The sequence below is a fragment of the Microbacterium koreense genome, from assembly GCF_042677105.1.
Taxonomy (GTDB): domain Bacteria; phylum Actinomycetota; class Actinomycetes; order Actinomycetales; family Microbacteriaceae; genus Microbacterium; species Microbacterium koreense.
In genome coordinates, this window is record NZ_JBHTIM010000001.1 from 121,064 (window position 1) to 143,066 (window position 22,003).

Below are 22,003 nucleotides of genomic sequence, written 5' to 3' on the forward strand. Positions count from 1 at the left end.
GCAAGTCGCGGCGGATCGTCCGACGGCACCCGAGTCGCCGCGGAGTATCGTCGGAACATCGACGGGAGGATCCATGTCCATGACCAACACCGATCCGATGCGCGGATTCAGCGAGAGCGAACTTCAGGAGAAGGCTCGCGACCACCTGTGGATGCACTTCGCGCGGCAATCGGTCATGACCGAGGGCCCGGGCGTCCCGATCATCGTCAAGGGTGAGGGTCACCGCATCTGGGACTCGCGCGGCAAGGAATACATCGACGGACTCGCGGGTCTCTTCGTCGTCGCCGCCGGGCACGGACGCCGCCGCCTGGCCGAAACGGCGGCGAAACAGGCCGAGCAACTCGCGTTCTTCCCAATCTGGTCCTACGCCCATCCTGCCGCGATCGAACTCGCCGACCGCATCGCCGACTACGCCCCGGGCGACTTGAACAAGGTCTTCTTCTCCACCGGCGGCGGCGAGGCAGTCGAGACCGCCTTCAAGCTCGCGAAGTACTACTGGAAACTGCAGGGCAAGCCCACCAAGCACAAGGTGCTGTCACGGTCGGTCGCCTACCACGGCACACCCCAGGGCGCGCTGGCGATCACCGGCATCCCCGCGATGAAGGAGATGTTCGAGCCGCTCACCCCCGGCGGGTTCCGCGTGCCGAATACGAACTTCTACCGCGCCGCCGACATGGGGGCGCCCACAGGAAGTCTTGAAGAGTTCGGCGTCTGGGCTGCGGACCGGATCGAGGAGATGATCCAGTTCGAAGGCCCCGACACCGTGGCCGCCGTCTTCCTCGAGCCGGTGCAGAACTCGGGCGGGTGCTTCCCGCCACCTCCCGGATACTTCCAGCGGGTGCGCGAAATCTGCGACAAGTACGACGTACTCCTCGTGTCGGACGAGGTCATCTGCGCCTTCGGGCGCATCGGCCACATGTTCGCCTGCGACGCGTACGGCTACCAGCCCGACATGATCACCTTCGCCAAGGCTGTCACCAGCGGATACTCGCCGCTGGGCGGCACGGTCATCAGCGACAAGATCTACGAGCCGTTCGCCCACGGCGACCGCGCGTTCTACCACGGCTACACGTTCGGCGGCCACCCGGTCTCGGCTGCCGTCGCCCTCGAGAACATCGCGATCTTCGAAGAAGAGGGTCTCCTCGCCCGTGTCCAGGAGAACTCGCCGATCTTCCGCTCGACGCTCGAAAAGCTCACCGATCTGCCGATCGTCGGCGACGTGCGCGGCGACGGTTACTTCTTCGGGATCGAACTCGTCAAGGACAAGGCCACGAAAGAGACCTTCAACGACGACGAGTCCGAGCGACTGTTGCGCGGGTTCCTCTCCAAGGCGCTCTTCGACGCCGGCTTGTACTGCCGCGCCGACGACCGAGGCGACCCGGTCATCCAGCTCGCGCCGCCACTGACGATCGGCCCGGCGGAATTCACCGAGATCGAGCAGATTCTGCGCTCGGTGCTCACCGAGGCGTGGACCCGACTCTGACGGCACCTGGGCGCAGCAGCGGCACCGCCGCGAGCAGCACGCCACCGGCAACGCTGCCCGCGGCGCCCGCGATCATGTCGCCGATCGTGTCGGGGTAGGTCACGAAGATCTCGTCGGTGATGAACGCGTGACCGGCCCACTCCACCATCTCCCACAGGGCGCTCGCCGCCAGCCCGAAGGCGGTGGTGAGAACGAGGGCGACGCGCAGCCGCACGGTGCCATCTCCAGGATGTTCGACGATGCCCAGTTGCGCGAGCGCCAGGTACATCGTCACCGCGATCAGGCCCGTGCAGACGACGTGCACGACGACGTCCCAGCCGGCGATCGTCGTGTAAAGGTCCAGCACGTTGCTCCAGGCGGCCACGAGCACTGCGATCCCGAAGATCGCGTCGAACCATGCCCGCACGCCGATGAAACGGGGCGCCACGAGGGCCGGAAGCGAGAACGCGAGGATGCCGGCGTCCGTGGCCGTTCCGACGATCGCGGCGGCGACGACGCTGAGCAGTCCGACCAGTCGCACGGCGTCGGCGAGGTAGTCGACGACACCGTGCGGCGGACGCAGGAAGTTCTCGATCATGTGCCCTCATCGTCTCGCGAGATCCGCAGGAATGCCTGCACCGGTGCGTGGTCCGACGGGCGACCACCGCCGTACGCGGCGACGTTCACCGCGACTCGGCGCACCTCGACCGCGGAGGAAACGAGGATGCCGTCGATGCGGCCATGTGTTCGGCGGGGGGCCGCGCGGCCGACGAAGGTATTCCACTCAGGCGTGTATCGCTCCGCGGCGATCGCCCAGGCATCGCGGAGCACACCGTCGCGGCGCAACTCGCGCAGGGCCGGTGCGCTCGCCGTCGCGTTGAAGTCTGCTGTGACGACGGCCGGGATGTCCTCCTGCGCGACCAGGCGACGCACGGCGTGCGCACTACACCGCCGCGACCGAGGAGAGAGGGGGTCGAGGTGCGTGTTGACGAACAGCAGACGCCGGCTCGTCGCACGGTCGGCGAAGCGGGCAGCCACGACGACGCGGGGCACCAGGTTGCCCCACGACTTCGATCCGGCCTCGGCGGGGGTGGAAGAGAGCGCCCGCTGCGACCAGCCGAGCAGGTCGAGGCGATCGGCGTCGTAGAAGATCGGGCATCCCTCCCCGCGGCCATCCGCCTGCCGCCCGTAGCCGATCCGGCGGTAGTCGGGACCCAGCGCCGCGGCCAGTACCGTCGCCTGGTCGGGCATCACCTCCTGCGCCCCGAGGATGGTGGGTTGTTCCTCGCGCAGCAGCTCGGCGACCCGCGGCCCTCTCGCGCTCCACCGCTCGGCGCGCGGCGTGATCCACGGCGGCAGCCGTCGGCGCACGTTGAACGACATGACGTGCACGTCCGGCGGTAGGAGCGGCCCGAGAAGGGATGTCACCGGCGCACCGCCCGCCGAGTGGGAACGCCCCCGCGGGCGAGGACCCGGCGCAACACGAGCCTCACCCATCGCACCGGCGGAAAATCGGCCGGCCAATGGATCACCACCGTGCGAAAGCCTCGACCGATCCGTGAAGCGAATCCGCGCAGGGACGAGAACGGGCGCATCGACATCGTCATGTGCGCTCGCGGTAGGAGCCGAATCCGGTGCAGCTCGCCGAGGTGGAAGGCGAGGTCGAGATCGTCGTGGACGGCGGCATCACGGCGATGCACCGCCGCGCGCACGTCCTGCCATGCCGAGCGATGGAACGCGAGATTGGACCCGAACAGAGGGAGATGGCCCAGCGCCGACGCCGAGACCGCCGCGTACGCCACCAGGTATCCCGCTGCCAGAGGCACCCGCAGCAGCGGAGGACCATCCGAGAACCGCGCTCCGGCGGTGAAGACATGGACATCGGGCCGGGCCGCGAAAGCCGCGACGACACCTTCGACCCACCCCGCGTCCGGCACGCAGTCCGCATCGAGACGCAGGACCACGTCACCGCGCGCCCGGTCGTACCCCCGGGCGGCGGCCGCGGGGATGCCGGGGCGATCGCAGCGCACGACCGTCGCGCGGGCCGTGCGCGCGACGTCGGGCGACGCGTCGGAGGACCCGTTGTCGACGACGATGATCTCGTCGGGCCGACGCGTCTGCACGTCGAGCGCCGCCAGACATCGCTGCAGTTCGACCGCGTCGTCTTTCACCGGGATGACGACCGACACGGTCGCGCTGTCGATCCATCGGGGCACTCCGCCACGCTATCGAGTCCCCCGCGTGGGCACCTGCGGTTGACAGTCGCGCGCCGGCCCCTTAGCGGGGGCTCGGGCACGCCCTCGGGGAGAGCGTCAGAGCGTTGCGGCGAAGGGATCGAAGTCAGCGGGAATCTCGCCGACCGCCGACACCGTGCTGTCGACGGGCACGAACGCAGGCGCCACGACCGCCTCTTCGATCGAGAGGAGGGTGTCGAGGACGTGATACCCGATTTCGCCGTTGGCCACATGAGGTCGACCGTCACGGATTGCGCGAGCCATGTCGAGCACGCCGAGCCCTCGGCCGGTCATGATGCCTTCCTGCTCGATGTCGATGACCTCCTGCACGACCGGCGCCGGCGGCACCACCATCTCGGTGAGCGGACGGGTGATCGTGATGTCGCCCCCGAAGGTGTTGGGGTCGGGGATGACGAGCGTGCCCTCGGTGCCCGCGATCTCGACGATGCCCTGCCGCCGCAGAGGCGAGTCGGTGCTGTAGAGGCTCTGTGCCTGACCGCCCTGCTCGAACTGCATCAGCACCGACACGGTCGAGGGGATCTCCACGGGGAAGTGCGTGCCCGTGAGGGGTCCCACCTGCACGGTCCGGGTCTCGGCGCCCCGCATCCCGAGCGCGCCGACGGAGGCGACGGGTCCGAAGACGTGCACGAGGGTCGAGACGTAGTAGGGCCCCATGTCCAGCAAGGGCCCCCCACCCCGGGCGTAGAGAAAGGCGGGGTTGGGGTGGAAGATCTCCGGTCCCTGCCACTGGAACGTGGTCTGGGCGAACAGCGGCGTACCGATGTCGCCGCGGGCGATGACTCTCTTCGCTGTCTGCACGCCCGGCCCGAGCACCGTGTCGGGTGCGACCCCCACGCGCAGGCCTGCGGCATCCGCTTTGTCCAGCAGGCGCCGCGAGCTGTCACGATCGATTCCGATGGGTTTCTCCGTCCACACGTGTTTGCCGGCGGCGATGATCGCCTCGGACACTTCGACGTGGGCGGCGGGGACGGTGAGGTTCACCACGATGTCGATGTCGGGGTCGTCGAGGACGACCTGAGGGTCGCCGGCGACACCGACAGCGTATGCCTGCGCCTGCGCGCGGGCGCGGTCGCCGTCGAGATCGCCGATCGCGCGCACGTGCACGTCGGGGAAGCGCGTGAGATTCGTCAGGTACTGGTCGCTGATGTTCCCCGCGCCGATGAGACCGACGCCGATGGGGCGCGGCATCAGAGCGCCGTCCGCTCGTCGAGGAAGACGCGGCTCTGCTCGATGGCCGCGAACAGGTCTCCTGAGAAGGCATCGAACTCGACGATCGCGTATTCGAGAGCGGATGCCGCGTCGAGCGCCGCATCCAAGGGCACCACGCCGGCACCGGCTGGCACCTGGTCGGCGGGCGGGTACGCCGCGACGGCGTCGGGATCGAGCGTGCCGTCCTTCACGTGGACCGCGACGACGCGATCTCCGAGTCGCGTGAGCAACGCGACCGGGTCGACGCCCGCACGCGCCGCCCAGTACAGGTCGACCTCGAGCACGACGCGCGGGTCAAGGGCCTCGGCGAGCACCTCGAGTCCGGTCACCCCGTCGAACGACGCCTCCAACTCGTGGGCGTGGTTGTGATATCCGACGCGCAACCCGCGCCCTGCGGCAACCTCTGCGGCGGCGTTGAGGCGCCGAGCGGTCTCTTCGATCTGCTCGCGGGTCTCCCAGCGATTCGGATGCGTGTACGGGTCGATGACCGTCGTCATGCCGAGCGCTTCGGCCGCATCGAAGACCTGCTCCGGCGTGGGCACGGGCGTCTCGGTGTCGCTGCCGTCGGGGTTCACGAACGTCGTCGAGGCGAGGAAGGCGTGCCCGGTCGGCGCGGCGAGATCGGCCGCGCGCAGTGAGTCGGCGAGGGTGTCGGCGCGGCGGACGAAGTCATACGGCTCGACCGCCGTGAATCCGCGGCGGGCGATCTCGGCGAGGGTGCCGTCGAGGTCGGCGTCGAGCGCGTCCTTCACGGTGAAGAGTTGGACGGATGTGCGTGGGGTCATGAGTGCTCCTCGATGAGTGGTCGTCGCGAGACTAGCAGAATACCTCCATGTGGAGGTTTCTGTGCGGATAGGATGCCGAGGTGACCTCACCGCCGCCCGCCGACGACGCGGACACCTCTGCCGCCGCGCCCCCGCGGACTCGCGGCCCCTACGCCAAGGGTGTGGCCCGGCGCCGGGAGATCCTCGACCGGGCCATCGAGGTGTTCGCCCAACGCGGCGCCGAGGGGACGAGCCTGCGCGCGATCGCCCGCGAGATCGGCGTCTCGCACGCCGCCCTGACCCACTACTTCGCCTCGCGTGAGGACCTGCTGGTCGAGGTCTACCGCGAGGCGGAGCGTCAGGTGAACGAGCGCGAGTCCGACACGGGTGACATCACGGCCGCGGAGTCGATGGCCGCCTCGGCGTACCGCAACCACGCCGTCCCCGGCCTCGTGCAGCTGTACTCGTCGCTCGTCGCGTCGGCGCTCGAGCCCGGGCATCCCGAAGCCACCGCATTCGCCACGGAGCGCTTCACTCGCGTGCGCCGGAACGTGACAGCGCACGTCCGCCGCGACCAGCGCGCGGGCCGTGTGCGCGCCGACCTCGATCCCGCCGCGGTCGCGACGCTCATCATCGCCGCGTCCGACGGTCTTCAGACCCAGCATCTGCTCGACGCTTCGGCACCGCAGACCGAAGCGCATGCTCTGCTCGTCGACCTCCTCACCCCTCGCGACTGACCCTTGAGCCGCAGACAGAAGCGCGACGGTCGGCTGCTGAACCCGGCGCTCAGAACGGCCAGATCAGCGGCACGTAGAACGTCGCGATCGCGATGAACAACAGCGCGAGCGGCAGACCGAGCTTCCAATAGTCGCCGAACCGATAGCCACCCGGCTCCATCACCATCAGGTTCGCGGGAGTCGCGATGGGCGTGAAGAAGGCTGCGGCACCCGCGACGGTGAGCGCCATCATGAAAGGCATCACCGACAGGTCGAGGGTGGATGCCACCGACACCGCGATGGGCGCGACGATCAGCACGGTCGCGGTGTTGCTGATCAGTTGTCCGAGGAGCACCGTCAACACGCACAGCGCGAGCAGCGCGACGTGAGGCCCCGCTCCACCGACGATGTCGAGCAGCCAGCCGGCCACGAGGTCGGCCGCACCGGTCTCGATGAACGCGGTGGACAACGGAATCATCCCCGCGATGAGCACGATCGTCGTCCACGAGATCGACTGGTAGGCCTGGGTGACCGTCACGGTGCGTGTCAGCACCAGCGCGCAGGCGGCGAGCAGCGCGGCGACGGCGGCGGGCACGACCCCCGTCGCCAAGAGCACCACCATCGCCCCGAGGATGATCAGCGCGCGCGGTGCCCGCGAGCCGAGCGGGACCGACCGTCGCATGAGCGCCGGCGAGTCGACCGCGATGACGTTCGCCCCCGGCCGATCGGTGTGGCGGGCCAGGTCGTCCCAGGTGCCCTGCAAGAGCAGCGCGTCACCGACCTGCACGATGATGTCCTGACCCTTGAGGATCTCAGACCCGCGCCGTGCGGCCAGCAGCACCAGGTCGCCGCTGGGTGTCGCCATCCCCGTGCAGAGGTTCGCGCCGATCAGCGGCGAGCGCGGCGGCACGACGACCTCGGTCACGCCGTTCACCGGTCCCAGAAGCGCAGCGGTGTCGAGACTCAACGAGTATTGCGAGCGTAAGAGGTGGGCGTGACGGACGAGGTCGGTCGGCATCTGGGCGCCGTTGCGTGCGGGAAGCAGTCGATGACCGAACAGACCGAGGATGACGAGGGTGCCGGCGAGCAGCGGGAGGCCGACGAGCGCGAACTCGGCATACCCGAACGCCCGTCCGCCGTTCTCGGCCGCGATCTGCGACACGATGATGTTCACCGGTGTTCCCGTCAGCAGCAGCAGTGAACCGGCATGCGCGGCGAAAGCCAACGGCATCAACAGCTGCGAGGTGGGAATGCCGGCGCGCGCGGCGACGACCACCACCAACGGCAGCAGCGCGGCGACGGCACCGTTGATGCTGATGAACGCCGTCAGCACCGCGACGAGCACACCGATCACGAGCACCAACCGCGACCGCTTCGTCCCCGCGCGTCCGATGACCATCTGCCCGGCCCACGCCGTGACCCCCGTCGAGTCGAGGCCCTCGCTGACGACGAACAGCGCCGCGATGAACAGCACCGTCGGGTCCCCGAAGCCCGCGAGCGCCTGCGGCAGGGTCAATACGCCGGTGAAGTACAGCGCGAGCGCCACGCCGATCGCGACGATGCCCAGCGGCACACGGTTGCTCATGAACGCCACGACGGCCAGCACGAGGATGGCGAAGGTTGCGATCACGGGGTCCACGCGCCCAGCGTAGCGACGCCGCTTCCCCCGCCTGCGCCGCCGAGCTGCCGATCGATGCGCGACTCGCACTCCGTTCCGGCATCTGCCGTCATCGCGGCGCTCACGTCCTCCGCCGGCGGGTAGTGCCGGATTGGGCACGGATCCGTTGCCGAGCTGCGTCGCCCTCGGGACGTGACTCTCGCTAGTCTGGCGCGCAGGCCGACCTGCCGGGAGCGCATCATGTGGAACCAGACGATCGATCCGACCGGTCAGTTGTGGCTGTCGGCGCTTCTCGCGCTCGTGCCGATCCTCGCCTTCTTGTTGTGCCTGGTCGTCTTCAAGCTGAAGGGCATCACGGCAGGTCTCATCGCGGTCGTCCTGCAGGTCGTCATCGCCCTGTGGCCGTTCGGGATGCCGGTGGGTTCGATCGCCGGTGCCGGCCTGCTCGGCGCCCTCACCGCGATCTGGCCGATCGCGTACATCATCGTCATGGCCGTCTGGCTCTACAAGCTCGCCGTCGCCAGCGGCCGGTTCGACATCATCCGCGCCAGCATCTCGGGGATCTCCCCGGATCAACGGATCCAGGTGCTGCTGATCAGCTTCTGCTTCGGCGCATTCCTCGAGGGAGCCGCCGGTTTCGGCGTCCCGATCGCGATCTGTGCGGCCCTGCTCGTGCAGTTGGGATTCGGGCCGATCAAGGCGGCCATGCTCTCCCTCGTCGCCAACGTCGCCGCAGGCGCGTACGGCGCGATCGGCATCCCGGTGATCGTCGGTGCGCAGGTCGGCGAGGTCGAGCTCATGGACCTCACGTTCGACATGGTGCTCGTCCTGCAGCTGCTCACCTTCGCCGTGCCGTTCCTGCTGGTGATGATCCTCGACGGCTGGCGCGGCATCCGCGAGACCTGGCCCGCAACCCTCGCGATGAGCGCGGTGTACAGCATCACGCAGGCATCGATCCTGATCTTCCTCGGGCCGGAGCTCGCCGACATCCTGCCGGGCCTTCTGGGCATGGTCGCGATCTTCATGATCGGGCGCGTGTGGCAGCCGAAGCGGATCTACCGCGAGGACGGCGGCGAAGCACCGGCGAAGGAGTCCTACGAATTCGGCGACGTGGTCGTGGCGTGGAGCCCGTTCTACATCCTCACGGGCGTGATCTTCGTGTGGAGCATCCCGTGGTTCAAGGGGCTGTTCGCCCCCGACGGCCCTTTGTCATGGTTGGTGTTCGCGTTTCCGATCCCCGGCGTCACGGGCGTCGTCACTCCCGATGGCTCTGACACCCCGGTCGCCACCACCTGGGCGTTCACGCCGGTGAATGCGACCGGTACGGCGATTCTGATCGCCGTGCTCATCACCTTCTTCACGACGCCGCAGCTGCACGTCCGCGATCTCGGTGCACAGTTCGCAGCGACGGTGCGCGAGCTCTGGCGTCCGATCGTGCTGATCGCCCTCATCCTCATCGTCGCGAACATCGCCAATTTCTCGGGTGGTTCGGCGTCGATCGGAAACGCTCTCGCCGCCGTCGGGGTGATCTTCCCGCTGTTCGCACCGATCATCGGGTGGTTCGGTGTCTTCATCACCGGTTCGGTCGTCAACAACAACACCCTCTTCGCGCACCTGCAGACGATCACCGCCGAGCGCATCGGGGTGGACCCGACCCTGCTCGTCGCGGCGAACACCGCAGGCGGCACGGTGGCGAAGGTCGTCTCGCCGCAGTCGATCGCCATCGCGGCGGGCGCCGTCGGACTCACCGGCCGCGAGAGCGAGATCCTCCGGGCGTCGATCAAGTACAGCCTCGGCATGCTCGCCGTGGTGTGTGTCTGGGTCTTCGTCCTGTCGTTGGTGCTTCCCGCCGCGTAGGCGAAGATCAGAGAACGGTCAGCGCCTCGTCGAGGTCGGCGATCAGGTCGTCGGCGTCTTCGATGCCGACCGAGAGGCGTACGAGAGTCGCGGGAACCGCGAGCTCGGTTCCTCGCACCGAAGCGTGGGTCATCGCATCGGGATAGTTCACGAGCGATTCGACGCCGCCCAGCGATTCGGCGAGCGTGAACAGTCGCGTGGACTCGGCGAAGCGACGAGCGGATGCGGCATCCGCGAGCTCGAGCGAGACGATCCCCCCGAACCGGCGCATCTGCCGCGCGGCGATCTCGTGCCCGGGGTGCGTTGCGAGCCCCGGATAGTGGACGGCGGTGACCCGGTCATGGCCGACGAGGAAGTCGGCGATCGCGGCGGCGTTGTCACTGTGACGCTGCATCCTCACGCCCAGCGTCTTGATGCCTCGCGTCGTGAGCCACGCGTCCATCGGTCCCGACACGGCACCGGCCGCGAACTGCACGAAGCGCACCTGCTCGGCCAGCGCGTCGTCATCGAGCACGAGTGCACCGCCGACGACATCGGAGTGTCCACCCAGATACTTCGTCGTCGAGTGCACGACGACATCGGCGCCCAGCGCGAGCGGCTGCTGCAGCGCGGGTGAAGCGAACGTGTTGTCGACGACGACCAACGCGCCCGCGTCATGACCGATCCGCGCGAGCTCACCGATGTCGCTGATCTTGAGCAGCGGATTGCTCGGCGTCTCGACCCACAGGATGCGTGCCGGGCGCTCTGCCAATGCCGTCGCCACCGCGTCGAGGTCGCGCATGTCAACGACCCGCACACCGACACCCCACGCGCCGAGCACGCGAGAGATCAGTCGGTAGGTGCCGCCGTAGACGTCGTCGCCGAGCAGCACGTCATCGCCAGGGCGCAGAGCCGCTCGCAGCAGCGCATCCTCTGCCGCGAGCCCCGACGCGAACGACAGCGCGTGGCTACCGCCTTCGAGCGCGGCGAGCTGTTCCTCAAGCGCCGACCGGGTCGGGTTCGCACTGCGACCGTACTCGTACCCTCCGCGCAGGCCCCCGATGCCGTCCTGCGCGTAGGTCGACGAGAAGTGCACGGGCGGGATCACCGCCCCGGTCGTCGGGTCGAAAGCCTGTCCGGCGTGGACGGCACGGGTGTCGAAGCCGCTCATGAGTGGGGTCCCTTCCTGGGGGTGTTTTCGGATGCGGTGAAACCGTTCCGCCGCATCCAGTCATCGTCGAAGATCTTGCTGAGGTAACCACGCCCGTGGTCGGGGAGCACGACCACGACGATCGCGTCAGCGGGGAGGTCGCGGGCCACGCGCAGCGCACCGACGACGGCCATGCCGCTGGATCCGCCGACGAGCAGGCCCTCTTCGCGGGCCAACCGGCGGGTCATCGCGAAGGACTCCGCATCCGACACCGTCTCGTAGGAGTGCACCACGGCTGGGTCGAAACTCTCGGGCCAGAAGTCCTCGCCGACGCCTTCGACGCGGTACCCGTGGACGGGCCCGCCCGAGTAGATCGATCCGACCGGATCGACGCCGACGACACGCACGGTGTCGTGGGAGACCTCCCGCAAGTAGCGACCGGTGCCGGTGATGGTACCGCCCGTGCCGACGCCGGCGACGAGGTGCGTGACCCGCCCGTCGGTGTCGCGCCAGATCTCGGGGCCGGTCGACGTGTAGTGGGCACGAGGCCCGTTCGGGTTGGCGAACTGGTTCGGTTTGAACGCGCCGGGGATCTCTCGCACGAGGCGATCCGAGACGCTGTAGTACGAACGCGGATCATCGGGCGGCACGTTCGTGTCGGTGAGGACTACCTCGGCGCCGTACGCCCGCAGAACGTCGACCTTCTCGCCGTCGAACTTGTCGGGCACGACGAAGACCATCCGATAGCCGCGCTCGAGGGCCACCAGCGCCAGGCCGACCCCGGTGTTTCCGCTGGTGGGTTCGACGATCGTGCCTCCGGGGCCGAGCAACCCGTCGCGTTCGGCCGCGTCGACGATGCTGCGGGCGATACGGTCCTTCGCCGAGCCGCCGGGGTTGAAGTATTCGACCTTGGCCAGGACGGTCGCGGCGATGCCGGCGGTGACGCGGGTCAGTTCGACGAGAGGGGTGTTGCCGACGAGATCGGCGACGTGGCGGACGTAGCGCACGGGTTGGTCCTCGGTGGGGCGCGCGGGGCGCGGGCTGACGGGGTCGACGAAGGCGAGCGTGGGAACGCTCAGCGACGACAGCGACAGGTCAGCACGCCTCCACCATAGGCGACGGCGAGGGCACCCGCGCGCCGGCGCCGTCACACATCGTCACACAAGACCTGCGGCGTGATTGTCGCTAACCTCTCAGCGAGGCGTGTCGACGGGGATGTCCACGCGAGAGGGGGCGAGCATGGGTTGGAGGATGCCACCGGAGACGGCCCGGCACGAGCGCACGTGGATGGCGTTTCCCCGCGAGGGCCTGACCCTGGGCGAGACACCGGCTGCCGCCGAGGCTTGCTACGCCGCGTGGAGTGACGTCGCCCTGGCCGTGGCACAGTTCGAACCCGTCTCGATGGTGGTCGACCCGAGTGAGCTCGACCGCGCACGCCGCATGCTGGGCGACACCGTCGAGATCGTCGAGGCTCCCCTCGATGAGTTCTGGATGCGCGACTTCGGACCGACGTTCGTCGTCGACGACGACCTGCCCGGTGTCCTCGGCGCCGTCGATTGGATCTTCAACGGCTGGGGGGCACCCGAGTGGTCGCAGTGGCGCCTGTCGGCCGAGATAGCCCGAACCGTGAGCGGCCTGGTCGGCGCCGAGCTGGTCAGTTCCGTGCTCGTCAACGAAGGCGGGGGAATCCACGTCGACGGCGAGGGCACCGTGTTCGCCACTGACACGGTGCAACTCGATCCACGACGCAACCCCTTCGCCGATCGTGCGCGGGTCGACGCCGAATTCGCACGGACCCTCGGTACGAGCAAGACCATTTGGCTGCCGCGGGGGCTCACCCGAGATTACGACGACTTCGGCACCAACGGTCACGTCGACATCGTCGCGACCTTCGTCGCACCGGGGCGTGTGCTGCTTCATCACCAGCCCGACGCGTCGCATCCCGATCACGATGTCACGCGGGCGCTGCGCGCCCAGTTGGAGAACGAGACGGATGCCGCGGGCCGCCCGCTCGAGGTGATCGACCTGCCGGCACCGGCGACGCTGCGCGACGACGAGGGTTTCGTCGACTGGAGCTATGTGAACCATCTCGTCGTGAACGACGGAGTCGTCGCGTGCGGTTTCGGCGAGCCGGATGCCGACGCCCGCGCCCGCGGCATCCTCGAGGACGTCTACCCGGGCAGGCAGGTGGTGACCGTCGATGCCCGCGAGATCTTCGCGCGGGGTGGCGGCATCCACTGCATCACCCAGCAGCAACCCGAGGTGCCGCGATGATCGACGTCGTCGAGGCGTCGATCGCGGACCTCCGCGCTGCCCTCGCGTCCGAGACGGTGACCGCGGTCGAGATCGCCGAGGCATATCTGGCCCGCATCGCGGCCTACGACGGACCCACGGGTCTCAACGCCGTGGTGGTCCGAAATCCCGAGGCGCTCGCCGAGGCCTCGGCATCCGATGACCGCCGCGCACGCGGCGAAACCCTCGGTCCGCTCGACGGAATCCCGTACACCGCGAAAGACAGCTATCTCGTGCACGGGCTCACCGCGGCTGCGGGGAGCCCCGCGTTCGCCGACCTCACAGCCCAGCGCGACGCCTTCACGATCGAACGCCTGCGCGCGGGTGGCGCCATCTGCCTGGGGCTCACCAACATGCCGCCGATGGCCAACGGTGGCATGCAACGGGGTCTCTACGGGCGCGCGGCCAGCCCGTACAACGGCGCGTACCTCACGGCGCCGTTCGCCTCGGGATCGTCGAACGGGTCGGGTTCGGCCACGGCGGCCTCGCTGGCCGCATTCGGGCTGGGAGAAGAGACCTGGTCGAGCGGACGAGGGCCCGCCTCGAACAACGCCCTGTGCGCATACACACCGTCGCGCGGGGTGATCTCGGTGCGCGGCAACTGGCCGCTGGTTCCGACGATGGACGTCGTGGTGCCGCACACCCGCACGATGGCCGACCTGCTCGAGGTGCTCGATGTCATCGTCGCCGACGATCCCGAGCCGCGCGGGGACTTCTGGCGGACGCAGCGGTGGGTGAAGATCCCGCCGGCCTCCCGCATCCGCCCGGAATCGTACGTCGCGATCGCCGCGACGCGCTCCGCACTCGACGGCGTACGGATCGGTGTGCCGCGCATGTACATCAACGCCGACGCCGCGCCGGACGGACCCGGCATCGGCGGCCCGACGGGCACGCGCATCCGCACGCGCGCGGCCGTCATCGACCTGTGGAGGGCGGCGCGGCACGACCTCGAGTCCGCGGGCACCGAAGTGATCGAGGTCGATTTTCCCGTGGTGTCGAACTACGAGGCCGACCGTCCCGGCGCACCGTCGATCGCGACCCGCGGGCTGGTGTCGCCCGACTACCTGCGGCGCGAGATCGTCGACCTCTCGGCCTGGGGGTGGGAGGACTTCCTCTCCGCAAACGGCGACCCCGCCCTCGCGACCCTTGCACGGATCAACGGGGCGGAGATCTTCCCGCACCCCGCGGGAGCGCTGCCCGATCGATACACGGGGTTCGACGACGACATCGCCGAGTATCCGGCGTGGGTGCGCGCACACCCGGGCGCGGGGCCCGATGACATGCCCGAGCTTGCCGACGGCCTCCGCGGTCTCGAAGAGACCCGCCGCCTCGACCTCGAACAGTGGATGGACGAGCTCGGGCTGGATGCGATCGTCTTCCCCGCCGTCGCCGATGTCGGGCTCGCCGACATGGATGTGAACGCGGCTTCTGCCGACCTCGGATGGCGCAACGGCGTGTGGGTGGCCAATGGCAATCTGACGATCCGCCATCTCGGCATCCCCACAGTGACGGTGCCGATGGGGACGATGACCGACATCGGGATGCCCGTCGGGCTCACCTTCGCCGGTCGGGCCTACGACGACACGAGCCTGTTGCGCCTGGCATCCGCCTTCGAGTCGACCGGTGAACGGCGGACACCTCCCCCGCTCACCCCGCGGCTCACCTGAGGGTGTCGAGGATGCCGGTGAGCGTCTCGAACGTCGTCATCGGACTGATGATCGCGAAACGCAACACCGGCTCACCGTCGTGAGAAGACGGGACGACGAATCCGCGCTGGTCTTCCAGCAGCCGGTCGGACCACGCCCGGTAGTCCTCCAGCGTCCAACCGTCGCGACGGAAGACCACCACGGAGAGCTGCGGGTCGCGCACGAGGGTGAACCCGTCACGCGCCGTGATCTCGTCGGCGATGCGCCGTGCGAGGTCAATGCCCGCCGCGATCGCGGAGCGGTACTCCTCGGTGCCGTAGGTCGCCAACGAGAACCACAGCGGCAACCCGCGCGCGCGTCGCGTGAGTTGGATGCCGAGGTCTGACGGGTTCCAGTCCGCGCTGTCGGTGATCGTGTCGAGGTACTCGGCGCGCTGCGTGTGGGCGGCGAGCGCGAGGGCGGGGCGGCGATACAGCAGCGCGCACGCGTCGAACGGTGCGAACAGCCACTTGTGCGGGTCGACGATGAGCGAGTCCGCCCGCTCGACGCCCGCGAACACCGGACGCATGTGCTCGACGAGCATCGCCGCCAACCCGTACGCACCGTCGACGTGCAACCACACGTCCCGCGTCTCGGTCACGTCGGCGATCGAGGCGATGTCGTCGACGATGCCGAAGTTCGTCGTGCCGGCGGTCGCGACGACGGCGAACACGGCATCGCCGTGGGCGTCCAACACCGCTTCGACGGCGTCTCCGCGCAGTCGGCCGTCCCCACCGGGGCGCGCGACGGCGACGTCGACGTCCATCACCGCCGCCGCAGACGCGATCGACGAGTGCGCCTCGGCGCTGCACACGACGACCCAACGATCAGGAGCGGTGCGTCCGGCTTCGCGCTGCCGGCGGCGTGCCGCATCCCTCGCCGTCACGAGCGCCGACAGGTTGCCGATCGTGCCGCCTTGCATGAAGACGCCGCCGGCTCCCTCGGGCAGCCCGAACTCTCGGGCGAGCCAATGCAGCACCTCGTTCTCGGCGAAAACCGCTCCCGAACCTTCGATCCACGACCCGCCGTAGATCGCCGACGCCGAGACGACGAGATCGAAGGCGATCGCCGCCTTGCTCGGCGCCGACGGAATGAAGGACAGATACCCCGGGTGGTCGGTGGTCACACACGCGGGCGCGAGCACGTTCTCCCACAGGGCAATGGCCCGCCGCGATCCGATGCCGTCGGCGGTGATGGTGCGGGGGGCGAGACGCGAGAGATCGCGGGGCGTCAGCGGTTTGTCGAGCGGGACGTCCTCATACAGGGCACGCCGACGGGCATAGTCGAGCACGTCGTCGACGGTGGCGCGTGTCTCCTCCGAAAGTTCGTGCATGCGCTGCGGGGCGTTCGGCATTCGTCCTCCTCGACGGTGCACTTCGCGCGGGGTCACTGCTCGGCCGGCGGGACGACAGGCTCGGGTGGCTCGGGGACGACGGTGAGCCCGTTCGGGCCGGAGGCGGCAAGCATGAGTTCGTCGATCCACGCACGATTGATGCGGGGGTGCCGCGTACCGTGGAACTGCAACTGGATCGGGACGGCGGGGTGGATCCAGAAGCTGCGCCGCCCGGTGCCGTCACCGAGTTCGACGTCGAACATGAACGGCTCCGACCGGCGGAGCTTGTTCATGATGACGATGCGCAGGTGCGCCAGCGTGCGGTCCTCGAGTTCGACCGAGTTCGCCATCGTGTCGTAGATGAACCTGCCCATGCCGCGAGCCTACTGGGCGATGACGCTCCCGGTATCGTCGAGAATCGCCGTGCGGCGTCGGATGTCCATCGCCGCTTCACCGGCGCCGCGCAGGCGGACGGGAAGGGCTTCGGGCGCGTCGATCACGACGAGTGGCGCGTGGGCGCCGAGGGCGAGCGCGGTATCCCGCGGAGATCCGTCGACCACCGCCGGGAACCGCACCGTGTCGGCGCGATGGAACTCGTTCAGCACCCGCGCATAGTCCAGGAGCGAGTCGGCGACTTCGTCGGTCGTGAGTAGCCGCGTTCCGTGGATGACCACATCCTTCATCGTTACCCCCCGACGTCGCGGCGTCTCCGAGTCGCTCTGGTTCGTCCAGCGTCGCACGAGATGCCTCACCGACGAACGGGTTGACCGCGGTGGCCCGCTTTGGTACCCCCGGCCGATCATCTGCGTCTACTCTGGGCGCGTGGGCAAAATCTATTACGGCGGTGAAGCGACGCCGATCGACATCGAAGATCGCGCGCTGGCGCATCTGAAGGTCGTCATCGCCACGAAGCTGCGCCGCGGTGAGAGCTTCACCGTGTCATGGAAGCACCCCGACGACGATGGCGGACGCTCCACGATCTGGCTGCACCCGTCGATCCCCCTGCGGTTCACGTTCGACGAGGCCGACGCCCCCGAGCTGAGTCGAGAATGGCTCGAAGAACTCGCCAACTCCGCCCACTCGTCGGGCGGCATCGTGCTCGTCGCCGAGCACTTCGGCACGGGCCCGGTCGAGGTGCCGTCCTAGCCCGCTCCACCGTCGGCGTAGACCTCGACCGCATCGCCGGTCAGAACGAACGCCAGCGCCGTGCCGACGTCGTAATGGTCCAGCAGGTCCTGCGGCATCCCCTCACTCACGAGTACCGCGACCGTCGCGGGGAATGACCCCGCGGTGCAGGCGGCATCGAGAACGACGTTCGACTGGCTGTCACGACCCCGGTCACTCAGCGCCAGGTACATGCACGGGGTCTCCGCGCCCGCCATCCAGCCGTCGGGCATGACGACGGCGACGATCCCGTGGAACTCCTCGGTCATGCGGGCGCCGTCCGGGCGCGCGCCGAAGTAGTCCTCGAGCCACGGAGTGGTCGAGTCCTCCTCCAGCGTCGCGACATGCCCCCGCGGCTGCATGACCGCCGACCAGATCGCCGCGCCGGCGACAAGTGCCACGACGAGCGAGCCGGCCCAGAGCCACATCACCCGCCGGCGCGACAGCGTCCAGCGCCACAGCCGCAAGCCGTCGCGCGGCGCGGTTGCCGGCACCACCTCTTCCGCCGGCGCCGCTTCTTGCACGACAGAGTCGACGTGTTCCGGTTCAGACGGCTCCTCCGCCGCACGATCGGATGCGGCGAGGTCCTGCACGTCGTCTCCGTGCGTGCGCGGCGCAGACTTCGTCGAGGCGTCCGTGATCTCGAGTTCGTGAAGGCGCGCAAGCGCGCTCGGGTCGTCGTGGATGTCGGCCTTCGGCCCGTAGGCGCGCTCTCGCAGAACCCGCAGCTCCTCGTCGACACCCTCGGACATCATCGCCATCCTGCCACCGACGGACCCGAGGCGCGCTCACCGATATCGGGCGACAGGTCGGGGGCCCGCGTGGCGCCGAACCGGTCGCGCAGCGCGCAGAGCGCGGCATACCACCCCGCCAAGCCATGCACACCGGGCCCGGGCGCCGTCGACGCCGAACAGAGATACAGACCGTCCGCCGGGGTACGCCACGGGGCCGGACCCATGACCGGCCGCCGGGCGAGTCCGCGCAGGTCGGGGATGCCCGCCGCGATGTCACCGAAGGGCATGGTGGCGTTGTGGCGGGCGATCTCGGTAGCGGTGCGCGATGAGACGGCCAGGATCGTGTCGCGGAACCCGGGTGCGAACCGCTCGATCTGGGCGATGACGGCCTCGCGACGGTCCACGTCCGATCCGGCGGGAACATGCGTGTACGTCCACAGAGTGTGCCGCCCGGCGGGCACCCGCGACGGGTCCCACACCGACGGTTGCGAGGCGAGCACGTACGGAGAGCGCGGCATCCGCCCTCGGGCGATGTCACGCTCCCCCGCGGCGATCTCGTCGCGGGAGCCGCCGACGTGCACTGCGGCCGCCTTTCCCACGGCCGCCTGGGCCCATGGCACGGGTGCAGACAACGCGAAGTCGACCTTGGCGACTCCGTTGCCGTAGCGAAAGCGGCCGAGCGTGCGTCGATAACGCTCGGGCAGCCGGTCACCGGCGATCGACGCGAAAGCGTGAGGCGTGACGTCGAAGAGCACGACGCGGGATGCGGGCAGCTCCGCGAGGTCGGTCACGCGATACCCCGTCACGATCTCTCCGCCGTGGCGGGTGAGGTCGTCGACGAGGGCACCGGAGATCGCCCCGCTGCCGCCGATCGGGATCGGCCACCCGCGCGCGTGCGCGTAGGTGGTGAGCGCCAGACCTGCGCCCGCGGCGGCGAGGCTCCGCACCGGCAGGATGGCGTGCGCGGCGGCGCCGGCGAGAAGCGCCGGTGCGACGTCGCCGCGAAAGCGGATGTTCCACAGCGGCGTGCCTTGCTCGGCTGCCCGTGCGGCCAGGATCGCCGCGGTCGCGGGGTCGTCGGGAACGCGCACGAGCGGCGCCCCGGTGAACTCGGCGACGCGGCGCGCCCGATCGATGAGGGGCCTCAGGAGCGCGGTGTAGGCGCGACCGTCGCGGCCGAGCGATGCAGCGGTCCGGTCGAGGTCTCGGTACGCGATTCCGGCGCGCCCCCCGTCGAGCGGGTGGGCGAAAGAGGCGTCGGGCGTGACGAACGGTACGCGCTCGGCCAGCCCGAACGCGCGGAAGAAACGGGACTCGAACGCGAGGGGGTGCACCGCGGAGCAGACGTCGTGAACGAACCCCGGCAGCGTGAGGGCGCTCGTCGACGCCCCGCCCCCGGGCTGGGCAGCCGATTCGTAGACGACGACTCGCAGACCGGCGCGGGCGAGGGTGACGGCGGCGGCGAGCCCGTTGGGGCCCGAGCCGACCACCGTCGCATCGACCGCGTCCGAGGGCATACGACCACCCTGACACCTCTACCCGGCCGCGCGGGGCGAATCACTCTCGAATGTGCTTGTCGCGGGGGCGCGCGGGGGTCATGCTGATCCTGTCTGATCCGTCCCCCATTCCCCCGGAGAACACTGTGGTCCACAACGATCGCGAGGAGCGCCGCCAGCGCATCTTCGACATGGCGGCGGTCTTCGTGCTGTCGATCACCGCGGTCCTGACCGCGTGGTGTGGCTTCGAAGCCTCGAAATGGGGCGGCGAGATGTCGATCGCGTTCAGCCAGGCATCGAGCGCACGCGTGCAAGCGGTCGCCGCCGACGGAGAAGCCCGCGACGCGCGTCAGTACGACCTGACGATCTGGACGCAGTGGGTGCTCGCAGCCGAGGACGACGACACCCAGCTGCGCGAGTTCATCGAAGCGCGGTTCTCGCCGGAGTTCGCGATCGCGTTCGACGCGTGGGATGCCGGGGGACGCACCGCGCTCGGCCCGTTCGTGATGCCGGAGTACCAGCCCCCGGGAACGGTCGAGGCCGCCGAGCTCGGTGAGCGCGCGGACGCGAAGTTCGCCGAGGCGTTGGAGAACAACCAGAACGGCGACAACTACACGCTGCTGACGGTGTTGTTCGCCTTGGTGCTGTTCCTCACCGCGATGTCACAACGTGACCTTCCGGTCTGGGCGGGTCGGGCCTTGCTGTCGATGGCCATCGTGGTCGCGGTCGTCGGGATCACGATCATGGCGACGTTCCCGATAAGAATCTGATCGCGGTCCTGGGTTCCGTTCGGACCGAGGCTGGGGTACGCTTTCATTCCTGACCGACCAATCGGTCAGTAATCCTCGCGCACCACCTCTCAGAACAACGGAGTTCGAATGACGACTGACGTCACCGATGCCGCAAAGCCTCAGCGGATGTCCACCGAAGAACGCAAGGTACTCGCCGGCACTCTCGTCGGCACCTCGATCGAGTGGTACGACTTCTTCATCTACGCCCAGGCCGCCGGCCTCGTGCTGGCCCCGCTCTTCCTCGCACCGCTCGCCGAGCAGAGCCCCGCACTCGCGCAGATCCTGTCGTTCGCGACGATCGGAATCTCGTTCTTGTTCCGCCCGCTCGGCGCGGTCGTCGCCGGTCACCTCGGCGACAGGATCGGCCGCAAGAAGATGCTGGTCTTCACGCTCATCACGATGGGGCTCGCGACCGCACTCATCGGTGTTCTCCCGACGTACGCCGCAATCGGCGTCGCCGCCCCGATTCTGCTGATCTTCCTGCGCATCCTGCAGGGATTCTCGGCAGGTGGCGAGTGGGGCGGCGCGGCCCTCATGGCCGTCGAACACGCCCCCAACGCCAAGCGCGGCTTCTTCGGCGCGTTCCCGCAGATCGGCGTGCCGATCGGCATGATCCTCGCGACCTTCACGCTGTGGGTGCTGACCTCGTCGATGTCGGCTGAGGCATTCCTCGAGTGGGGGTGGCGCATCCCGTTCCTGCTGTCGATCGTTCTTATCGTCGTCGGCTACCTGATCCGCCGCGCGGTGGAGGAGAGCCCGGTATTCGAGGAGCTCATGCGGCGCCGCAAGGAGTCGTCGGCTCCTCTCGGTGAACTCTTCCGCCACAACTCCAAGAACGTCATCCTCACGGCCGTGATCTTCATCGCGAACAACGCCGCCGGGTACCTCTTGATCGCCTTCTTCGCGACGTACGCAGTCACCCGTCTCGGCATGGACCGCCCGACCGTGCTCCTGGCCACGACACTCTCGTCGTTCGGCTGGCTCGCCTTCACCCTGTTCGGCGGCGCGATCTCGGATCGATGGGGACGCGTGCGCACCTTCCAGATCGGTTACATCCTGTTGGCCGTCTGGGCGATCCCGATGTGGTTCCTCATCGACAGCGCCAACATCGTCTGGTACTTCGTGGCCCTGTTCGTCATGACTCTCGGCCTCGGCCTCTCGTACGGCCCGCAGGCAGCGCTGTACGCCGAGATGTTCCCGGCGAGCGTGCGCTACTCGGGAGTGTCGATCGGCTACGCGCTCGGCGCGATCCTCGGTGGCGCGTTCGCCCCCATGATCGCCGAAGCGCTGTTCAGCGCCACAGGCGCCTCGTGGACGATCGGACTCTACATCGCGATCGCTTCGGTGATCTCACTGATCGGCGTCTCGCTGGTCAAAGAGACCAAGGGTCGGAACCTGCTCGACTGACCTGCAGTGCGGATGCCCCGGCCACCCCGCGTGTCCGGGGCATCTTCGCGTCCACCCGCCGTCTGTGATCGGTGGCGGGAGGTGCGTCGGC

21 protein-coding genes are annotated in these 22,003 nt (G+C 68.9%); 8 read left to right on the forward strand and 13 right to left on the reverse strand.

Going from position 1 to position 22,003, the window contains the following annotated elements:
• Positions 1-73 precede the first annotated feature (73 nt).
• Entirely contained in the window at positions 74-1,483 is a 1,410-nt protein-coding gene (locus ACFQZV_RS00465) for an aspartate aminotransferase family protein (protein WP_378753923.1), read from the forward strand.
• Here the strand turns inward: ACFQZV_RS00465 and ACFQZV_RS00470 are convergent.
• The 5 genes from ACFQZV_RS00470 to ACFQZV_RS00490 all read right to left on the reverse strand — a co-directional run bounded on the left by ACFQZV_RS00470 (position 1,458) and on the right by ACFQZV_RS00490 (position 5,711).
• Positions 1,458-2,060, reverse strand: a complete 603-nt coding sequence (locus ACFQZV_RS00470; RefSeq protein ID WP_378753921.1) for a hypothetical protein — start codon at positions 2,058-2,060, stop codon at positions 1,458-1,460. The genes ACFQZV_RS00465 and ACFQZV_RS00470 overlap by 26 nt on opposite strands.
• Positions 2,057-2,890 (reverse strand): endonuclease/exonuclease/phosphatase family protein, encoded by an 834-nt coding sequence (locus tag ACFQZV_RS00475; RefSeq protein ID WP_378753919.1) that lies wholly within the window; start codon positions 2,888-2,890, stop codon positions 2,057-2,059. The genes ACFQZV_RS00470 and ACFQZV_RS00475 overlap by 4 nt, the downstream gene beginning before the upstream one ends.
• Positions 2,887-3,678, reverse strand: a complete 792-nt coding sequence (locus tag ACFQZV_RS00480; protein ID WP_378753917.1) for a glycosyltransferase — start codon at positions 3,676-3,678, stop codon at positions 2,887-2,889. Before ACFQZV_RS00480 ends, ACFQZV_RS00475 begins: the two co-directional genes overlap by 4 nt.
• Positions 3,679-3,774: 96 nt before the next feature.
• Positions 3,775-4,905, reverse strand: coding sequence for a Gfo/Idh/MocA family protein (locus ACFQZV_RS00485; protein ID WP_378753915.1), 1,131 nt, complete (start codon positions 4,903-4,905; stop codon positions 3,775-3,777).
• The gene (locus ACFQZV_RS00490; RefSeq protein WP_378753913.1) at positions 4,905-5,711 is read right to left on the reverse strand and encodes a sugar phosphate isomerase/epimerase family protein; all 807 of its coding nucleotides are present in this window, start codon (positions 5,709-5,711) and stop codon (positions 4,905-4,907) included. Before ACFQZV_RS00490 ends, ACFQZV_RS00485 begins: the two co-directional genes overlap by 1 nt.
• 80 nt (positions 5,712-5,791) lie before the next feature.
• Here ACFQZV_RS00490 and ACFQZV_RS00495 point away from each other — a divergent pair, with 80 nt between their 5' ends.
• Positions 5,792-6,427, forward strand: a complete 636-nt coding sequence (locus ACFQZV_RS00495; RefSeq protein ID WP_378753911.1) for a TetR/AcrR family transcriptional regulator — start codon at positions 5,792-5,794, stop codon at positions 6,425-6,427.
• Positions 6,428-6,476: 49 nt separating this feature from the next.
• Here the strand turns inward: ACFQZV_RS00495 and ACFQZV_RS00500 are convergent, their stop codons facing one another.
• Positions 6,477-8,045, reverse strand: coding sequence for an SLC13 family permease (locus tag ACFQZV_RS00500; protein WP_378753907.1), 1,569 nt, complete (start codon positions 8,043-8,045; stop codon positions 6,477-6,479).
• A 219-nt stretch (positions 8,046-8,264) separates the two neighbouring features.
• On the opposite strand from ACFQZV_RS00500, the gene ACFQZV_RS00505 reads away from it, so the two are divergent.
• Positions 8,265-9,881 (forward strand): L-lactate permease, encoded by a 1,617-nt coding sequence (locus ACFQZV_RS00505; protein WP_378753905.1) that lies wholly within the window; start codon positions 8,265-8,267, stop codon positions 9,879-9,881.
• Between the two features lie 7 nt (positions 9,882-9,888).
• Here the strand turns inward: ACFQZV_RS00505 and ACFQZV_RS00510 are convergent, their stop codons facing one another.
• Both ACFQZV_RS00510 and ACFQZV_RS00515 read right to left on the reverse strand, forming a co-directional pair.
• The gene (locus tag ACFQZV_RS00510; RefSeq protein ID WP_378753903.1) at positions 9,889-11,031 is read right to left on the reverse strand and encodes a cystathionine gamma-synthase; all 1,143 of its coding nucleotides are present in this window, start codon (positions 11,029-11,031) and stop codon (positions 9,889-9,891) included.
• Positions 11,028-12,017, reverse strand: coding sequence for a PLP-dependent cysteine synthase family protein (locus ACFQZV_RS00515; protein ID WP_378753902.1), 990 nt, complete (start codon positions 12,015-12,017; stop codon positions 11,028-11,030). The genes ACFQZV_RS00510 and ACFQZV_RS00515 overlap by 4 nt, the downstream gene beginning before the upstream one ends.
• 232 nt (positions 12,018-12,249) lie before the next feature.
• On the opposite strand from ACFQZV_RS00515, the gene ACFQZV_RS00520 reads away from it, so the two are divergent.
• On the forward strand, positions 12,250-13,284 hold the full coding sequence (locus ACFQZV_RS00520; protein WP_378753900.1) for an agmatine deiminase family protein: 1,035 nt from the start codon (positions 12,250-12,252) through the stop codon (positions 13,282-13,284).
• A complete protein-coding gene (locus tag ACFQZV_RS00525; RefSeq protein WP_378753898.1) occupies positions 13,281-14,969 on the forward strand; it encodes an amidase in 1,689 nt (562 codons plus the stop codon). Before ACFQZV_RS00520 ends, ACFQZV_RS00525 begins: the two co-directional genes overlap by 4 nt.
• On the opposite strand, the gene ACFQZV_RS00530 is transcribed toward ACFQZV_RS00525, so the two are convergent.
• From ACFQZV_RS00530 to ACFQZV_RS00540, 3 genes are read right to left on the reverse strand one after another with little or no spacing between them, the layout of a single operon-like run.
• Positions 14,962-16,341 (reverse strand): pyridoxal phosphate-dependent decarboxylase family protein, encoded by a 1,380-nt coding sequence (locus ACFQZV_RS00530; protein WP_378753896.1) that lies wholly within the window; start codon positions 16,339-16,341, stop codon positions 14,962-14,964. The two genes, ACFQZV_RS00525 and ACFQZV_RS00530, sit on opposite strands and share 8 nt — an antisense overlap.
• A 32-nt stretch (positions 16,342-16,373) precedes the next feature.
• Complete coding sequence (locus tag ACFQZV_RS00535) at positions 16,374-16,694, reverse strand: DUF7882 family protein (protein WP_378753894.1); 321 nt, start codon at positions 16,692-16,694, stop codon at positions 16,374-16,376.
• Between the two features lie 9 nt (positions 16,695-16,703).
• On the reverse strand, positions 16,704-17,003 hold the full coding sequence (locus ACFQZV_RS00540; RefSeq protein ID WP_378753892.1) for a hypothetical protein: 300 nt from the start codon (positions 17,001-17,003) through the stop codon (positions 16,704-16,706).
• 139 nt (positions 17,004-17,142) lie between these two features.
• On the opposite strand from ACFQZV_RS00540, the gene ACFQZV_RS00545 reads away from it, so the two are divergent.
• Positions 17,143-17,466 carry a DUF7882 family protein gene (locus ACFQZV_RS00545; protein ID WP_378753890.1) on the forward strand — a complete coding sequence of 108 codons (324 nt, stop codon included), beginning with the start codon at positions 17,143-17,145 and terminating at the stop codon, positions 17,464-17,466.
• Here ACFQZV_RS00545 and ACFQZV_RS00550 read toward each other — a convergent pair.
• Together ACFQZV_RS00550 and ACFQZV_RS00555 are read right to left on the reverse strand one after the other, a co-directional pair.
• Entirely contained in the window at positions 17,463-18,236 is a 774-nt protein-coding gene (locus ACFQZV_RS00550) for a hypothetical protein (protein ID WP_378753888.1), read from the reverse strand. The genes ACFQZV_RS00545 and ACFQZV_RS00550 overlap by 4 nt on opposite strands.
• Positions 18,236-19,735 carry a phytoene desaturase family protein gene (locus ACFQZV_RS00555; protein ID WP_378783224.1) on the reverse strand — a complete coding sequence of 500 codons (1,500 nt, stop codon included), beginning with the start codon at positions 19,733-19,735 and terminating at the stop codon, positions 18,236-18,238. Before ACFQZV_RS00555 ends, ACFQZV_RS00550 begins: the two co-directional genes overlap by 1 nt.
• 125 nt (positions 19,736-19,860) lie before the next feature.
• Here ACFQZV_RS00555 and ACFQZV_RS00560 point away from each other — a divergent pair, with 125 nt between their 5' ends.
• Together ACFQZV_RS00560 and ACFQZV_RS00565 are read left to right on the forward strand one after the other, a co-directional pair.
• A complete protein-coding gene (locus tag ACFQZV_RS00560; RefSeq protein WP_378753963.1) occupies positions 19,861-20,484 on the forward strand; it encodes a hypothetical protein in 624 nt (207 codons plus the stop codon).
• Positions 20,485-20,592: 108 nt separating this feature from the next.
• Positions 20,593-21,912, forward strand: coding sequence for an MFS transporter (locus ACFQZV_RS00565; RefSeq protein WP_378753965.1), 1,320 nt, complete (start codon positions 20,593-20,595; stop codon positions 21,910-21,912).
• Positions 21,913-22,003 lie beyond the last annotated feature (91 nt).

What these genes read in the sequence shown, in the direction of transcription:
- ACFQZV_RS00490 (WP_378753913.1), bottom strand. Translation starts at nt 5,711, where the DNA reads ATGACCCCACGCACATCCGTCCAACTCTTCACCGTGAAGGACGCGCTC.
- ACFQZV_RS00505 (WP_378753905.1), top strand. Translation starts at nt 8,265, where the DNA reads ATGTGGAACCAGACGATCGATCCGACCGGTCAGTTGTGGCTGTCGGCG.
- ACFQZV_RS00550 (WP_378753888.1), bottom strand. Translation starts at nt 18,236, where the DNA reads ATGTCCGAGGGTGTCGACGAGGAGCTGCGGGTTCTGCGAGAGCGCGCC.
- ACFQZV_RS00470 (WP_378753921.1), bottom strand. Translation starts at nt 2,060, where the DNA reads ATGATCGAGAACTTCCTGCGTCCGCCGCACGGTGTCGTCGACTACCTC.
- ACFQZV_RS00510 (WP_378753903.1), bottom strand. Translation starts at nt 11,031, where the DNA reads ATGAGCGGCTTCGACACCCGTGCCGTCCACGCCGGACAGGCTTTCGAC.
- ACFQZV_RS00535 (WP_378753894.1), bottom strand. Translation starts at nt 16,694, where the DNA reads ATGGGCAGGTTCATCTACGACACGATGGCGAACTCGGTCGAACTCGAG.
- ACFQZV_RS00520 (WP_378753900.1), top strand. Translation starts at nt 12,250, where the DNA reads ATGGGTTGGAGGATGCCACCGGAGACGGCCCGGCACGAGCGCACGTGG.
- ACFQZV_RS00485 (WP_378753915.1), bottom strand. Translation starts at nt 4,905, where the DNA reads ATGCCGCGCCCCATCGGCGTCGGTCTCATCGGCGCGGGGAACATCAGC.
- ACFQZV_RS00555 (WP_378783224.1), bottom strand. Translation starts at nt 19,735, where the DNA reads ATGCCCTCGGACGCGGTCGATGCGACGGTGGTCGGCTCGGGCCCCAAC.
- ACFQZV_RS00530 (WP_378753896.1), bottom strand. Translation starts at nt 16,341, where the DNA reads ATGCCGAACGCCCCGCAGCGCATGCACGAACTTTCGGAGGAGACACGC.
- ACFQZV_RS00525 (WP_378753898.1), top strand. Translation starts at nt 13,281, where the DNA reads ATGATCGACGTCGTCGAGGCGTCGATCGCGGACCTCCGCGCTGCCCTC.
- ACFQZV_RS00565 (WP_378753965.1), top strand. Translation starts at nt 20,593, where the DNA reads ATGACGACTGACGTCACCGATGCCGCAAAGCCTCAGCGGATGTCCACC.
- ACFQZV_RS00540 (WP_378753892.1), bottom strand. Translation starts at nt 17,003, where the DNA reads ATGAAGGATGTGGTCATCCACGGAACGCGGCTACTCACGACCGACGAA.
- ACFQZV_RS00465 (WP_378753923.1), top strand. Translation starts at nt 74, where the DNA reads ATGTCCATGACCAACACCGATCCGATGCGCGGATTCAGCGAGAGCGAA.